The following is a 14845-nucleotide window of genomic DNA, read 5'->3' as shown; positions in this document are numbered from 1 at the left end:
TTTATTTTGCTATCAGCAGAAAATCGCTACCCGGTTCGTTAGAGCCAAATTCGCCGTAATGGGGTTGTGGGGAAATAGTTTCTAAGTGTATCATTATTTCGGCAAGGGTGATAATTTTATCTTTTCCGCCATAGCTTCGCAAAGCCTCTAAAAATTTTCTCACAAAAGGCGAGTGCATTCCTGGGGTGCCGTCAGATACATATTCTTTGCCTCCCGATGTAATATAACGCCTTGTGCGAGCTTGCATTTTTCGCTGTATAAAAGCCTCTATATCATCATCATTGGGTTTAGGAGGCAAACCACGAATGTTTTTAGAGGCAAGCGAGGGGTCAAAAGTACCGCCAAAGCACACGTCCATTACCAGGAGAATATGCTTTGCCTGAATGTTGTTGATGTAAGTTCGCAAGGTAGAATAAGAAATGTAAGACGATTTTGCCTCATCATCAAGGCGGGAATCTTTGGCAACTACATAACCCTCGCCAAACGTTTCATCATATTGTCCGTGTCCTGCAAAGAAAATAAGCAGTTGGTCGTTGGGTTGAAATTTCTTTTGCAGGTACTCTTTGAGTTTCAGAATAATTTGGTTTTGCGTAGCATCTTGCACCAAGTCAATTTCGTAGCTATAAATTTCCTTCAAATCTTTGGCAACAGCTTCGGCATCGGGAATGGGATTAGTTAGGTTATTCCAATATTCGTAAGTATTAGTCGCAAAAATGAGAGCATAAGATTTGCCTACATTTTTGAAACGTTTGCTTTCGGTAGTTTTTTCTACATCTTTGATGACTTGAAAATTCACTTTTTCGGTGTTACCTTTATTATCGGTGGCTTCAATGGTGAGTGTTTTGGTATCAGGTTTTACGAGAGCTATTCCATTAAAATCACCATTACTAAAAAGCCTTGCGGGGTTTCCGTTGATGAATACTTCTTTCACCCCGCTTTCATCGGTTGCCTTGCCAATAATGCTCATTTCCCCTTCACGGCTTACAATAATTCCTCCACGCATTACTGCAGGTGAAACTATCGTTATAACAGGTGGAATATCATCAACTTCGCTAATTTTTTCTAAAAGTTTTTCAGCTTCTTCATAACCAACATTCTCTTTTTTCGCAAGACTAATCGCCTTCTGACACACATCAAGGGCGGCAAGTTGTTTGCCTTGCAAATTGAGAATAGAGGCATATAAAAAGTTATGTTTGTAAGAATCTTCCATTTGTACAGCCCTTACAATCCATTGTTCGGCTTTTTGTAAAAGGGCGGTGTTTTTGGGGGTAAATTCAAAAATTCTTTCAGCAAGCAAAGCATATTTTTCAGCTTTGGGGGTATCCAGAAATTTATCAAAGCAACTTTGAGCTTCTTGTTTGAAATTTAACATAAAAAGAGCGATGCCTTGTTCGGCGAAGGGGGCAGTTTGGGTTTTATCTAAATTCAAAGCCTTTTCGGCATCCTGATTAACGCCTTCGTAATCTTGCAGAGCAAGTCTTACAATGGCTCTTTGATGGTAATAGTGGGCATTTTGAGGTTCTGCAAAAATAGCTTGACTATAATCCTGAACGGCTTTTTCGTAATTTCGGAGAGCAAAATAAATTTTAGCTCTTTCAGCAAAAAAGCGAGTTTGAGATTTATCCAAACCAATTGCCTGCTGAATATCTTGCAAGGCTCTTTGATAATTCTGCGTGCCAAAATATGCCATTGCTCTACCATAGTAGGCTTCGGTAGCTTTGGGATTGAAACGAATTGCCTCGCCAAAATCGCTGATAGCTTCAATATATTTTTTAGAAGCTAATTGCTTTTTGCCACTACTGATAAAGTCATCAACCTGCGAAAAAACTACGTGTAAATTGTGTAGTAGGAAAAAAGCCAGAGAAAAGCTGAATTTTGCCATAAAAAAGTGGTTTTAGGCAAAAATGTAAAAAAGGAAAAGAAAAAACAAATTTTAGAAGGTGTTTTGCCTTTCGGCAAGGTCTGTTCGGTGGCAGCCGAAACAGACCCAGAAGCAAGATTTTTAGGGTACAAGCTCTTTGTAATCTCTTAATCCAACTTTCCCGTTGCTGGTGGCTTGTAAGAATGTATTTTTATTCTGAAAGTTTTCTCCGATTTGCACAATCACTGCCTTGCCATTGAAGCAAAGTTTTGAAAAATCATTGGCAAGCAACTGCACGGCAAATTCCGAAATTTCTCTGTGTTTTTTGAAATTTCCTTTGGGTTTGCCAAAAATCCGAATCATTACACTATCCGAAACTTTGAAAATTTGGTATTTTTTGAGGTCAAATTTCTCTTCACTCACATACGTAAGTACGCACTCGGCGTAGGGCTTGCTTTGCTCGTTTGGGAAAGAAACCCAATAAGCATCTCTGTATAAAGTATTTTTGCTATTGTCGCAACTTGCAAATACAATCAAAAAAATTGCTAAAAAACTTTTATTCATATAAACTTTTTTTTTGGAAAGGAACGCACCCTTGTGCAGTGCGTTCCTGATAGCTGGTGAAGGTGATTTTTTTGATATTTTGTAAAAAATTTAGGATTTTTATGCTTTGCTTTGGTCAAGACTTCTGACTTTGGCAAAGGCTTGTTCAAAATCTTCAATAATATCATCAATGTGTTCAATACCAACACTTACACGCAAAAGATTAGGGGTAACTCCTGCTGAAAGTTGCTCGGCTTCGGAAAGTTGTTGGTGTGTAGTAAGCGAAGGCTGAATAATAAGCGTTTTCGCATCACCAACATTTGCCAAATGGCTCGCAAGCCGTAAATTATTGATAAAGTTTTCGGCTTCTTTTGCTCCGCCTTTGATAGTAAAAGAAAGCACTCCACCAAAGCCGTTTTTCAGGTACTTTTTCGCTAATTTGTGGTAAGGACTACTTTCCAGTCCAGGGTAATTTACGCTTTCTACTTGCGGGTGTTTTTCAAGCCAACGAGCCAGAGCCAGAGCGTTATCTACGTGGCGTTGTACGCGTAAAGAAAGCGTTTCAAGTCCTTGCAAGAGTAAAAACGAATTGAAAGGGCTAATGCAAGGTCCCCAATCGCGTAAGCCTTCCACCCTTGCCCGAATGATAAAATTCAAATTACCAAAAGGACCATTTACACCAAAAACATCATTAAATACCAAGCCGTGATAGCCTTCGGAAGGTTCGGTGAATTGCGGAAACTTACCATTGCCCCAGTTGTACTTGCCTGAATCTACGATAATACCCCCGATAGAATTGCCGTGTCCGCCAATCCATTTAGTTGCCGAAGCTACTACTACCGCCGCTCCATAGTCAATAGGACGGAATAAATACCCCGCCGCCCCGAAAGTATTATCTACGATGAGTGGTAAATCATATTTGCGAGCAAGCAAAGCAAAAGCTTCAAAATCAGGAATATTGAAACCGGGATTGCCGATAGTTTCAAGGTAAATTGCTTTGGTTTTTTCATCAATAAGTCTTTCAAAAGAACTTACATCATCACCATCAGCAAAGCGAGCCTCAATGCCTAAACGTTTGAACTGCACTTTGAACTGATTGTATGTTCCGCCGTAAAGAAAAGAGGTAGTTACAAAGTTTTCTCCCGACTGCAAAATATTGGTAAGTGCAATAAATTGAGCCGCCTGCCCCGAAGAGGTTGCCAGTGCCGCAATGCCACCTTCCAGTGCCGCTACACGTTTTTCAAAAACATCGGTAGTGGGATTCATTAGGCGTGTGTAGATGTTGCCAAATTCTTTGAGTGCAAAGAGATTGGCTCCGTGCTCGGCACTCTTGAATACATACGAAGTAGTCTGATAAATTGGCACAGCCCTTGAGCCTGTGGTGGGGTCGGCTTCTTGTCCTGCGTGCAGTTGCAGGGTTTCAAAACGATAGTTTGCCATAGCGGTAAAAAAGGTTTAGAGTTGAACAAAAATTCTATAGTTGAGCAAATAAAAAGACTTGCACTAAAAATCAACAGATTTTTAGAAAGGATTTAGCAAGCGAAGCTATGAAAAGAAACTTCACTGCTAACAACAACAGCAACAACAACAATAAAAATTATTGGAAAGGATTTGTTGGAGGGTGTAGTAAAAAGATTTGCGATTTCTTTGTGATTTCATTGGCGTAAAGGTTTATAATTCCTAAAAAATTTTAGGCAGGTTTTGGCACCGTTCTCGCGGGGAGTGGTTGCCAGAAGTTCACAGAGCCTGTTCTCTCCCTTCGTTCTTTATAAACTTTACCTTTTTTGGAGGTGAAGTCGTTGCAAAGGTAAAAAAATAAAATGCAACTTGTCAAGTTTTTTTTAGAAAAAATCTAAACAAAATTATCAAAATTTTGATTTTCAGGTTTTTATTTTGTACTAAATTTGCTTTGAAATTATCTTTTTTTTGATGTAGTTTTGTGGTCAAATGGTTTTTGGCTATGCAACATTTAGCTTACACTGAAAAAGGCAAAGGTTCGGTAGTGGTATTATTGCACGGATTTTGCGAAAGCAAAGAAATTTGGAAAGATTTTATTCCTGCATTTTCTGATAGTTTTCGTGTGATAGCCGTAGATTTAGGAGGTTTTGGCGAAAGTGCAAACCTTTTACCTCAACCCTGCTCAATGGAAGTAATGGCAGACCAAATATGGGAACTACTCCAACATTTACAAATATCGCAAGCCGCCTTTGTAGGACATTCTATGGGAGGCTATGTGGCTTTGGCATTTGCCGAAAAATATCCTGCAATGGTTGAAAAACTTTGTTTGTTTCATTCTACGGCACTTGCCGATAGCCCCGAAAAAAAAGAAAACAGAAATAAAGTGATTGAGTTTGTGCAGAAAGCAGGCGTAGATGCCTTTATTTCCAATTTTGTAAAACCTCTTTTCTACGAAGGCAGATGGCAAGAAATGCAAAAAGAAATCAATTTTTTAGAAGAAATCGGCAAAAAAACACCCCTGCAAACTATTACATCAGCACTTGCAGCTATGCGTGATAGAAAAAGTCGTTTAGAACTGCTTGTAAAAGCAAATTTTCCGATACTTTACATCATTGGTAAGCAAGATACCGCTGTAATTTGGGAAAGTTATCAAGAACAACTCCAAAAAATACCTAATGCTCAAACACTTATTTTAGACGAAACAGGACACGTGGGAATGTTAGAGCGTCCCCAAGAAACGCTGCAAACGCTTAAAAAATTTCTTACTTCTTGCCAATAGGTTCAGGAGCTCCCTCTACTATCCAAGTGGCAAAAATCTCCGATATTTTCCATTTTTGCCCTATGTACTTTGCAGGACGAGCCTTGATGTAGCTAAAAAACCGCTTTACATCATCTTTTTCAGCTTTCATCATTACATCAAGCATTTTTTTGCCTTTGTAGTGTCCTTTTTCTATGGTTCTATCTATTTCGGGGTTATTTTCTTTCATATACTTGCCCACCAAGCGAATATCCTCTACCATTTTTTGCAGGGCTTGCTCTTCTTTCTCTTTTGTCCAAGTGGAAAGAACCTCATTTACTTGAAAAATTGGTTCTTCCTTCTCGGTATCAATAATTTCCACGCCATACGCCGCCAAAGTTCCAATTTGCTCAAAATACATATTTTTAGGTTTCGGCATTACTACCAAAATAATATCTTTGGCTTGTGGCGGTGATTTATACACCTTCTCATCACCCGTGTTACAAGCAAAATAATAGTAATCACCTTTGATAAGCAAGCATTTATAATAACCTCTCTCTTGTTCCAGACTACCATCATACAAAATTGCAATAGCTTTTTCAGGTATTTTCACTTGGGGTGAATATACCTGCACTATGTAAGCACCTTCTTCTTTCACGATGTAATCGGTGATTTTGAAGCCTGCAAGATATTTATCTTCATTATTTTGAGCTATGCCTTTCCATACCACCAAAAAGCATAAGCCCCACAAAAAAAGTAGTTTTTTCATAATCTTTGTTTTTACCAAAGATAAGTGCTTGTTGCCTAAAAAATATACCTCAAATGAGGTATTTTTATTTTTTTGTAAAAGCAAGTGGTAGTAATGAGTAGGTTTTAGAGAGAAATTTGTTCCTTTGTAAAATTCATTGTCTAATGCAATTTTTTGTGAAAAAATTGGATTTTTTTTCGCTGTTTAATTGAAATTTGTATCTTTCGGAAAAAATCTAAAACGCTCAAAAATTATGAATAAGCCATACAACTTCTTTGAGTATTGGATGAAAGACCTCAAAGAACAAAATAAAACCCCTATGCAAGCCTACCAAGAGTTTATGCAAAATATGCTGAAAAGCTCGCAGCCCAAAGAAGAGGCTGGCTCGCAAGAATTTTTCCAAGAAATGATGAAAACTCAAATGGAAATGGGTAAAATGTGGTTCCAGGGTGTTCAAACAATGCTTGAAAACTTTGCTCCTCAAAAAAAGGAAGCCTCTATGTTTGATAGCTGGAGCAAAATGTATTCGGCTTGGAACAGCCAGTTTGGAAAACCTTTTACGGGGCAAGCCAGCCGAAACGATGCGGCAGAAACCTTCAAGAATATTATGACTTTCTCTCAAAACTATATGCAATTATATCAGCTTTTTCAGCCTATTTTGGAGCAACTTAATATGGGCAAAAAGCCTAAAAAAAATGCTTTTCAAGAGTTTTGGGAAAGTATTAGCTTGGAAAAATACAACGAAATTGCTTCACAAGTTTTCGGTGGGCTGACACCCGAGCAATCCGAAAATTTCTTACAACAAATAGCAAGTTTTTCGCAAAAACTCCTTGATGACCTCAACAAACAAACAGGCGGAACACTGACAAAGGCTATAGAAAGTGTTCCCGACCTTATGCACAATCTGCAAGCTACTCAATACCAAGCCTTTGGAAAATTGCAAAAATCTATCAATCCTTTCCTGAAAATGATACCTGATAGTAAAGAAAAGCAACTCCTTGAGCTTAATATCCAACTGCAAGACGACTACGCTTTCTATTACATCAAAAGCAATGAAATGCAAAGTTTGGTACAAAAAACAGCTCAAAAAGCCCTTGAACAAACCCTCAAAGAACTCATTGAGAAAGTTAAGAACCAACCCGAACACATCATTACTTTTGAAGAAGCTACCAACCTATGGATGGATATTGCAGAACCAATGATGATTGAGCTTTATCGTAGCGAGCCTTTTGGAAAATTGCAAGCGGAGGCACTGGCAACCAGTACCGCTATCAAAAATCGTTTTGAAAAACAAATGGAACTGCTTTTAGAGCCTTTACCTATTGCTCCTCGCTCCGAAATTGATGAACTCAATGCCATTATTCACGAGCTTCGCCGAAAAGTGAGAGCTTTGGAAAATGAATTGAGCCGACAACAGCTCAATCAGGCTTTGCAAAGCAAAGAAGCCAAACCCACACCCAAAAATGAGGAAGCTATTGCAGAAAATCAGTCTAAATCTCGTGGCAGACCTAAAAAGACGCAATAAATCAATTTTTTGATTTTGCATCTTAAAGAAACACTTATGTTGGACGGAAAAATTTGCAATCTTATGAAAGAACCAATTAACAAAGTCTTAAATACCAAATATATGATTCAACAACAAATTCTTTCACTTGCCGATAAATACCAAGAACGCACCGAAAAATTAGCGAAAAGTTATCATATTCTTTCAGAAATCAAGGAAATAGATGTAGGAACTACCCCCAAAGATTTGGTATGGAAAGACGGCAAAATTAGTCTTTTTCGCTACAAACGTTCTACGCCTGCAACCATCAAAACACCTCTGCTCATTTGCTATGCCCTTGTAAATAAGCAAGATATGATGGATTTGCAACCCGACCGAAGCGTTATTCGCAAGTTCTTGGACTTGGGGCTTGATGTGTATATCATTGATTGGGGCTATGTAACACGTGCCGACCGCTATACTTCAATGGACGACTACATCAATGGCTATCTGAACGGCTGTGTGGAATACATTCGCCGAACTCATCAAATAGAAAAAATCAATCTTTTGGGGGTTTGCCAAGGGGGAACGTTCAGCGTGATTTATTCTGCTATTCACCCTGAAAAAATCAAAAATCTTGTGGTAATGGTTGCTCCTATTGATTTTTCTAACAAAGAAGGTTTGCTTTTCCAATGGAGTACCTATCTGAATGTTGATGAAATTATAGAGAACAATGGCGGTATTATGCCCGGTGAATTGCTCAATGTAGGCTTTGATATGCTCAAACCTATGAGTAAACTGCGTAAATACACAAGCGTTGTAGATATGATGGACGATGAAGATAAACTAATGAATTTCTTGCGTATGGAAAAATGGGTTGCCAACAGCCCCGACCAAGCAGGAGAGTGTTTTAAGCAATTCATCAAAGACCTTTATCAAGAAAATAAACTCATCAAAAATGAGTTGGTAGTAGGTAATCACAAGGTGAATATGAAAAATATCACTATGCCTATTTTGAATATTTACGCCGAAGCTGACCATCTTGTTCCGCCTCCTTGTTCTATTCCTTTGGATAAATTTGTGGCTTCAAAAGATATTCAAACTTACAAATTCCCCGGTGGGCATATTGGCGTATTTGTAGGGGCAAGGTCGCAAAAAGAATTAGCCCCCACTATTGTAAATTGGCTCAAAGAAAGAGATTAAGCAACCTATCAATTACAAAAGCGGCGACGTTACTTTTCGGGTAATGTCGCCGCTTGTATCTTTCTAAAAACAAACCTAAAAACGTGCAACGCAAATTTCTAATTTCCGTAGTAGGAGCTACTGCCGTAGGCAAAACGGAAATGGCTATTCGTTTGGCAAAACATTTTCAAACCGAAATCATTTCCGCCGATTCAAGGCAGTTTTTCAAAGAACTTTCTATCGGTACTGCCAAACCCACACCCGCCGAAATGCAAGGAGTGCCGCATTATTTGGTGGATAATCTTTCTATCACTCAAAATTACACCGTAGCTGATTTTGAACGCGATGCCTTAGTGATTTTGGATAAAATCTTTGCTCAAAAAAATATTGCCATTTTAGTGGGTGGTTCAGGTTTATATTGTAAGGCAATTTGGGAAGGTTTTGATGATATTCCCGATGTGCCTGCAAACATTCGTAAGCAAGTTATTGAACTTTACGAGCAGAAAGGTTTAAGTTTTTTGCAAGCAGAATTGCAAAAATTGGACGAAGTGTATTTCAAACAGGTAGATATTCAAAATCCGCAAAGACTAATGCGGGCTTTGGAAGTTTGCTACGCCACAGGAAAGCCTTTTTCAAGTTTTCGTAAGGGTAAAAAAGCTCAACGAAACTTTCAGAATATCAAAATTGGCTTAGAACGCCCCCGTGAGGAACTTTATGAACGTATCAACCAAAGAATGGATTTAATGCTTTCGCAAGGACTTTTGCAAGAAGCTCAAAGTCTGTACCCTTACAAAACACACAATGCTCTGCAAACCGTAGGTTATCGCGAAATTTTTGACTATCTGGAAGGCAAGCAAGACTGGGAAAATACTATCAGACTTTTGAAACAAAACTCACGACATTACGCCAAAAGGCAAATGACTTGGTTCAAAAAAGATACTGAAATCATTTGGTTTCACCCTTCGCAATGGGTAGAAATTGTGCAATTTGTTGAAAAACGCATCAAAGAAACTACGGAGCTACAATAAACCTTTGGCTTTGATTTCTAAGTATTTGTTGATAGCATTGACCGTCAGGTCTTGGGGTTTGGTAAGAATTGCCTGAATACCATATTTGCGTAACTCTTTGATAATGAGTTTCTTTTCAAAGGCTAATTTTTCAGCAATCGTCTGATTGTAAATTTCTTCGGTAGTAGTGGGTTCTTGGAAAATCATTTTATCCAGTTCTGTGTTGTAAAAAATAATCACTACAAGCAAGTGTGAAGCAGAAATTTTACGTAAAAAACCGATTTGTCGCATCATTGAAGAAAGCGACTCAAAGTTGGTATAAAGAAGCAATAAACTTCGTTGTTTGATTTTATGCTTGATAGTCAGATACAAACGCTCAAAATTAGCTTCCTTGTAAGCGGTTTTTTGTTTGTAGAGATTTTCTATAATTTTGTTCATTTGCATAGGTTCGCGAGTAGCGGGTAGAACTACATCAATTTTATGCCCAAAGGTGATAAGTCCTGCTTTGTCATCTTTATTGAGTGTTACTTTGGACATTACCAAAGAGGCATTAATTGCATAATCCAGCAGAGAAAGCCCTTCAAAAGGCATTTTCATTGTTCTGCCCTTATCAATGATGTTATAGACATTTTGAGAGCGTTCGTCTTGGTAGTGGTTGGTCATTAGGGTATTACGGCGAGCAGTAGCTTTCCAATTGATAGTGCGAATATCATCGCCTTGTACGTATTCTTTGATTTGCTCAAATTCTCTATTATTCCCAAAACGGCGAATTTTCTTGATACCCATTTCGGTCAGGTGGTTGGAAAACGCCAAAATTTCATATTTTTTCAAGGCAAAAAAAGCAGGATAAGTAGGTACTTTCACATTTTGGCTAAACTGAAAACGCCTCATTATCATTCTGATAGGCGAGGCAACAAATACATTCAACGCCCCAAAATCATATTCACCACGTTTGGTAGGACGTAAAAAATAAGTGATACTTTTGCTTTCTTGCGATGCTAAATTTTCAAAAATATGAAAATTCCGCTCCTGAAATTGTTCGGGTAGCTCATCAATAATTTTTACTTGTACAGGAAAGTTGTATAAGTTTTTTACTTCCAAATGAATAGGATTTTTATCACCATTAGAAAGACGCTCAAAAGTTTTACGCGAAGCCTTGAAAGCATTTTTTTTGGCATAAAGTAAAAAAATATCCAGAATCACAAGTCCTGCAAGCACTATTACCAAAACTTTTGCAATAGGGAAAAGCCATTCCAAACTATACGAGGCTACCAAAAGCAGAACCAAAAAAATGATTGCGTAAAAAAAGCGATTATGCAGATATAAACTTTTGAGCATAAATTGGGCAAGTGAAAGTTTTTCGTAATTTTACGCAAATTTACGAAAACAAACCTTATGGACTTACAAAAAATTCCGCTTAACGATTTACACGAAAGTTTGGGGGCTAAAATGGTAGGCTTTGCAGGCTACGCAATGCCTGTACGTTATAGCTCCGACAAAGCCGAACACTTGGCAGTTCGCCAAAATGTTGGGGTTTTTGATGTTTCGCATATGGGTGAATTTTTGCTGAAAGGTAGCAAGGCTCTTGACCTCATTCAGCGGGTTTGCACCAACGATGCCTCCAAACTTACTGATGGCAAAGCTCAATATAGCTGTATGACAAACGAAAAAGGCGGTATTGTAGATGATTTGCTCGTATATCGTCTTTCAGAAACCGAGTATATGCTCGTGGTGAATGCCTCCAATATTGAAAAAGATTGGAACTGGATACAAAAACATAACACCGAAGGCGTTGAAATGCAGAATATTTCCGCAGAAACCTGTCTTTTTGCTGTACAAGGACCCAACGCTACAAAAGTTTTACAGAAACTCACCACAACGGATTTATCGCAAATTCCTTATTATAGTTTTGTAAAAGGCTCAATAGGAGGCATTGAAGGGGTAATTATTTCTGCCACAGGTTACACGGGTGCAGGTGGCTTTGAGCTTTATGTGCATAAAGATTTTGCCGAAACACTTTGGAAAGCCATTTTTGAAGCAGGCAAAGAGTATAACATTCAACCCATAGGTTTAGGAGCAAGAGATACCCTGCGTCTGGAAATGGGATATTGCCTTTATGGAAATGATATTGACGACACAACTTCGCCTTTAGAGGCAGGTTTGGGCTGGATAACTAAATTTACCAAAAACTTTACTGCCTCCGATATTCTGCAAAAGCAAAAACAAGAAGGCGTACAACGCAAATTAGTAGCTTTCCGAATGGAAACAAAAGGCATTCCTCGCAAAGATTACCCTATCACAAATGCGAGTGGTGAAGTTATTGGCAAAGTAACTTCGGGAACTATCTCACCTATGCTCAATATAGGCATTGGATTGGGTTATGTGCAAAGCCCTTATAGCAACCTTGATACTGAAATCTTTATCCAAATCCGAAATCAGGTTGAAAAAGCTAAAATCGTAAAGCTACCTTTTTATGAAAAAGGTGTTTAGCTTTTTTTCAAAGTTACTTGTCAGCTGTGTGATTTTGTTTGTGAAATTTTATCAGGTAGCTATATCTCCTTGGTTTCCTGCGTCTTGTCGTTATACGCCTACCTGCTCGGTGTATATGATAGAGGCAGTAAAAAAACACGGAGTTTGGAAAGGCGTAAAACTTGGACTAAAACGCCTGAGCCGTTGCCACCCTTGGGGTGGTAGCGGCTATGACCCCGTGCCTTGAAAATCTTATCAGACAAGATAAAGTACAAAATTCGTGCATTCGTGGCAAATTTTTTTATTCCTTTCGGTTTTTGTTTATGCAATATTTTTGAGGTTGTTTCGTTTCGTTGTTGTAACAATAAAATTTAATAAAACAACAATGAAAACGATTGCATTTTTATTTTTGTGCCTGTGGGGGATAGGTGCAGAAGCACAAAGTATCAAAGGAAAAGTAACGGATAAAAAAAGCAAAGAAGCCGTACCCTATGCTAATGTTTTTCTTTTTGATAAAAAAGACCTTTCAAAGGCTGTAAATGGAGCTACTACCGAAGAAGATGGTTCTTTTGAAATTCAGAATGTAAAAGCGGGGAGTTATGTTTTACGTGTGCAAATGATTGGCTACAAAGATTTGCAAAGAGAATTAGATGTTACCGCTGACCTCAATTTAGGAGAGCTTGCAATGACAGGCGATAACAGCGATGTAATTGAAAAAATTGAAGTAGTTGCCGAAAAGCCACTTGTACAAACCGATATTGGCGTAAGGAGCTATAACGTAAGCCAAGACCTTGTAAATAAAGGTGGCACAGCTCTTGACGTACTGCAAAATATCCCTTCAGTGCAGGTTGATGAAAACAACAATGTTACCTTACGCGGAGCCAGCAATCTGACTATTCTTATCAATGGAAAGCAGTCGGGGCTTGCAGGAAGTAATCCGCAAAGTGTGTTTCAAAGAATACCTGCCAGTTCTATTGAACGCATTGAAATTATCAACAATCCTTCGGCTAAATACGATGCCGAAGCCAGTGGAGGTATCATCAATATTATTCTCAAAAAACAGCAAGAAGATGGCTTTGGTGGAAATGCAGGTTTTAACGTAGGCAATTTTGGACGTTACAATGGCAGTTTTGATGTAAATCTCAAAAAAGGCAAATGGAATGTTTATACAAGCCTCAATGGCAATCGGGATACCCGTATGAATAGTGCTTCGGTATTCAGAAAAAATTTTATTCCCAACACTACCCCTATCATTGACCAGCAACGTTCTATTGATAACATCGGCGAAAACTATACGGGTATTTTGGGCATAGAGTTTTCGCCCAATGCCAAAGATAACCTTTCCATAGAAGCCAACTGGGGCGGTCGTAAGGGAGATAGAATAGAAATCCTAAACAACTTCAACCGAGATTTTGATAATAGCCTTTTAAGTACCTTCACCCGAACCTCTGATGAACTTGAAAGCTCGTTCAATCAGAATTATGCTTTCAACTATCAAAGAAAACTTGCCAAACCCAAGCAAGAACTCAAATTTTCTACCTCTTTGGGGCTTTCAGAAAATAATACAGAGCTAAACGCCCTGCAAACAGGTGATATTCGTCAGAGAACTTTTGAAAACAACGATAACCAAATTTGGCTTCTGCAAGTAGATTATACGCACCCCCTTGCAAGCGATGGTTGGAAAATAGAAACAGGCTACAAAAATATTTTCCGTAATGTTCGTAATGATTTCACTTTAGAAGATTTTGATAATCCTAACGGCTTGTGGCTCAATAATGCTAACTTTTCCAATGATTTTCGTTTTGATGAAAAAGTTTTAGGGGCGTATGGTATTTTGTATGGTAAAATTAAGAAAATGGAATTTGAAGCAGGTTTGCGTGTAGAACAAACTTTTACAACTTCTGAGTTACTTACTACCAACCAAATATTCCGTAACGATTACCTGAATGCTTTCCCGAATGTAGCTATTTCATACAGATTGCCCAAAGAGCAACAAATTAGATTTATGGCAAGTCGTAGAATTAACCGCCCGGGATTTAGGCAACTCAATCCTTTTGCAAGTTTTTCAAATCCGCTCACTTTGCGTTCAGGAAACCCTTTCTTACGCCCTGAATATACTAATTCCTTTGAATTAGGCTACTTGAAAGATTGGAAACAAGCCTCTTTCACGGGTTCTGCTTTTTACAGAAACACAAGTAATGTTATTCAGCCTTTTATTCGGCAGTTAGCGGGGGATACCACGCTTTTTGCTCCTGAAAACATTGCAACCGCTGAAAATTACGGATTAGAACTGATTGGTAGTTACCGAGTAGGAAAGTGGCTCACGCTCAATGCTGATGCTTCCTTTTTCAGAACTTTTGTAAATGCCCGCAATCTTGATGGCGAGTCGCTCAACGATATATTTTCGTGGAATACACGCTTGAATGCGATTTTTAATTTGCCTCAAAATTGGCGTATTCAAGGAATGATAATGTACAGAGCTCCTGTAGCTACTGCACAAGGTACGCGTAAAGACCTCATTATGAATAGCATAGGACTTTCTAAGCAAATATGGAAAAATAGAGGTACTTTTACGTTTCGTGTCAGCGATATTGCGAAAAGTATGCGTTTCGGAGGCACCGTCAATACGCCTAATTTATTCAATGATTTCACTTTTGTAGGCAATACGCGTACTTATATGTTTGGTTTCAGTTATCGTTTTGGTGGTGAAACCAAAGAAAGACGCAACCGCCAACGCCGTGAAATGCAAAACGGCGGAGATATGGACGGAGGAGATTTCTAACTACAAACAAGAGGGCTTCATTCAAACGAAGTCCTTGTTTGTTATCATTACTTTCAAAATAGAACTTCTGCATTT

12 protein-coding genes and 1 riboswitch are annotated in these 14845 nt (G+C 38.5%); of the genes, 7 read left to right on the top strand and 5 right to left on the bottom strand.

The window, feature by feature from the left end; translation table 11 throughout:
- Nucleotide 1 precedes the first annotated feature (1 nt).
- The 3 genes from Rain11_RS07600 to Rain11_RS07590 form a co-directional block, all read right to left on the bottom strand.
- Complete coding sequence (locus tag Rain11_RS07600; RefSeq protein WP_101358751.1) at nt 2-1882, bottom strand: caspase family protein; 1881 nt, start codon at nt 1880-1882, stop codon at nt 2-4.
- 120 nt (nt 1883-2002) lie between these two features.
- Entirely contained in the window at nt 2003-2425 is a 423-nt protein-coding gene (locus Rain11_RS07595) for a hypothetical protein (protein WP_101358750.1), read from the bottom strand.
- A 99-nt stretch (nt 2426-2524) separates the two neighbouring features.
- Nucleotides 2525-3844: an O-acetylhomoserine aminocarboxypropyltransferase/cysteine synthase family protein gene (locus tag Rain11_RS07590; protein WP_101358749.1), complete on the bottom strand. Its 1320-nt coding sequence runs from the start codon at nt 3842-3844 to the stop codon at nt 2525-2527.
- A gap of 228 nt (nt 3845-4072) precedes the next feature.
- Nucleotides 4073-4179, bottom strand: a riboswitch (SAM riboswitch).
- Nucleotides 4180-4364: 185 nt separating this feature from the next.
- Between Rain11_RS07590 and Rain11_RS07585 the strand changes: the two genes are divergently transcribed.
- Nucleotides 4365-5141 (top strand): alpha/beta fold hydrolase, encoded by a 777-nt coding sequence (locus tag Rain11_RS07585; RefSeq protein WP_101358748.1) that lies wholly within the window; start codon nt 4365-4367, stop codon nt 5139-5141.
- On the opposite strand, the gene Rain11_RS07580 is transcribed toward Rain11_RS07585, so the two are convergent.
- Nucleotides 5125-5868 carry a hypothetical protein gene (locus tag Rain11_RS07580; protein ID WP_133121536.1) on the bottom strand — a complete coding sequence of 248 codons (744 nt, stop codon included), beginning with the start codon at nt 5866-5868 and terminating at the stop codon, nt 5125-5127. The genes Rain11_RS07585 and Rain11_RS07580 overlap by 17 nt on opposite strands.
- Before the next feature lie 232 nt (nt 5869-6100).
- Between Rain11_RS07580 and Rain11_RS07575 the strand changes: the two genes are divergently transcribed.
- The 3 genes from Rain11_RS07575 (at nt 6101) to miaA (ending at nt 9540) form a co-directional block, all read left to right on the top strand.
- The gene (locus Rain11_RS07575; RefSeq protein ID WP_101358746.1) at nt 6101-7372 is read left to right on the top strand and encodes a poly(R)-hydroxyalkanoic acid synthase subunit PhaE; all 1272 of its coding nucleotides are present in this window, start codon (nt 6101-6103) and stop codon (nt 7370-7372) included.
- A gap of 63 nt (nt 7373-7435) precedes the next feature.
- Nucleotides 7436-8533 carry a class III poly(R)-hydroxyalkanoic acid synthase subunit PhaC gene (gene phaC, locus Rain11_RS07570; protein WP_243390562.1) on the top strand — a complete coding sequence of 366 codons (1098 nt, stop codon included), beginning with the start codon at nt 7436-7438 and terminating at the stop codon, nt 8531-8533.
- Nucleotides 8534-8616: 83 nt separating this feature from the next.
- A complete protein-coding gene (miaA, locus tag Rain11_RS07565) occupies nt 8617-9540 on the top strand; it encodes a tRNA (adenosine(37)-N6)-dimethylallyltransferase MiaA (RefSeq protein WP_101358781.1) in 924 nt (307 codons plus the stop codon).
- On the opposite strand, the gene Rain11_RS07560 is transcribed toward miaA, so the two are convergent.
- The gene (locus Rain11_RS07560) at nt 9532-10857 is read right to left on the bottom strand and encodes a DUF58 domain-containing protein (RefSeq protein ID WP_101358745.1); all 1326 of its coding nucleotides are present in this window, start codon (nt 10855-10857) and stop codon (nt 9532-9534) included. The genes miaA and Rain11_RS07560 overlap by 9 nt on opposite strands.
- A 57-nt stretch (nt 10858-10914) precedes the next feature.
- On the opposite strand from Rain11_RS07560, the gene gcvT reads away from it, so the two are divergent.
- From gcvT to Rain11_RS07545, 3 genes are all read left to right on the top strand, one after another.
- The gene (gene gcvT, locus Rain11_RS07555) at nt 10915-12009 is read left to right on the top strand and encodes a glycine cleavage system aminomethyltransferase GcvT (RefSeq protein WP_101358744.1); all 1095 of its coding nucleotides are present in this window, start codon (nt 10915-10917) and stop codon (nt 12007-12009) included.
- On the top strand, nt 11993-12235 hold the full coding sequence (gene yidD / locus Rain11_RS07550; protein ID WP_101358743.1) for a membrane protein insertion efficiency factor YidD: 243 nt from the start codon (nt 11993-11995) through the stop codon (nt 12233-12235). Before gcvT ends, yidD begins: the two co-directional genes overlap by 17 nt.
- A 138-nt stretch (nt 12236-12373) precedes the next feature.
- On the top strand, nt 12374-14770 hold the full coding sequence (locus Rain11_RS07545) for an outer membrane beta-barrel family protein (protein ID WP_101358742.1): 2397 nt from the start codon (nt 12374-12376) through the stop codon (nt 14768-14770).
- Nucleotides 14771-14845 lie beyond the last annotated feature (75 nt).

Source organism: Raineya orbicola (assembly GCF_002843425.1).
Classification (GTDB): Bacteria; Bacteroidota; Bacteroidia; order Cytophagales; family Thermonemataceae; genus Raineya; species Raineya orbicola.
Note: the sequence above shows the minus strand (reverse complement) of the source record. Positions and strands in the feature narration are given on the sequence as shown.

Excerpts from the sequence above, each read along its gene's own strand:
- Rain11_RS07600 (WP_101358751.1), bottom strand. The coding sequence starts at position 1,882 with ATGGCAAAATTCAGCTTTTCTCTGGCTTTTTTCCTACTACACAATTTA.
- Rain11_RS07595 (WP_101358750.1), bottom strand. The coding sequence starts at position 2,425 with ATGAATAAAAGTTTTTTAGCAATTTTTTTGATTGTATTTGCAAGTTGC.
- Rain11_RS07590 (WP_101358749.1), bottom strand. The coding sequence starts at position 3,844 with ATGGCAAACTATCGTTTTGAAACCCTGCAACTGCACGCAGGACAAGAA.
- Rain11_RS07585 (WP_101358748.1), top strand. The coding sequence starts at position 4,365 with ATGCAACATTTAGCTTACACTGAAAAAGGCAAAGGTTCGGTAGTGGTA.
- Rain11_RS07580 (WP_133121536.1), bottom strand. The coding sequence starts at position 5,868 with ATGAAAAAACTACTTTTTTTGTGGGGCTTATGCTTTTTGGTGGTATGG.
- Rain11_RS07575 (WP_101358746.1), top strand. The coding sequence starts at position 6,101 with ATGAATAAGCCATACAACTTCTTTGAGTATTGGATGAAAGACCTCAAA.
- phaC (WP_243390562.1), top strand. The coding sequence starts at position 7,436 with ATGAAAGAACCAATTAACAAAGTCTTAAATACCAAATATATGATTCAA.
- Rain11_RS07560 (WP_101358745.1), bottom strand. The coding sequence starts at position 10,857 with ATGCTCAAAAGTTTATATCTGCATAATCGCTTTTTTTACGCAATCATT.
- gcvT (WP_101358744.1), top strand. The coding sequence starts at position 10,915 with ATGGACTTACAAAAAATTCCGCTTAACGATTTACACGAAAGTTTGGGG.
- yidD (WP_101358743.1), top strand. The coding sequence starts at position 11,993 with ATGAAAAAGGTGTTTAGCTTTTTTTCAAAGTTACTTGTCAGCTGTGTG.
- Rain11_RS07545 (WP_101358742.1), top strand. The coding sequence starts at position 12,374 with ATGAAAACGATTGCATTTTTATTTTTGTGCCTGTGGGGGATAGGTGCA.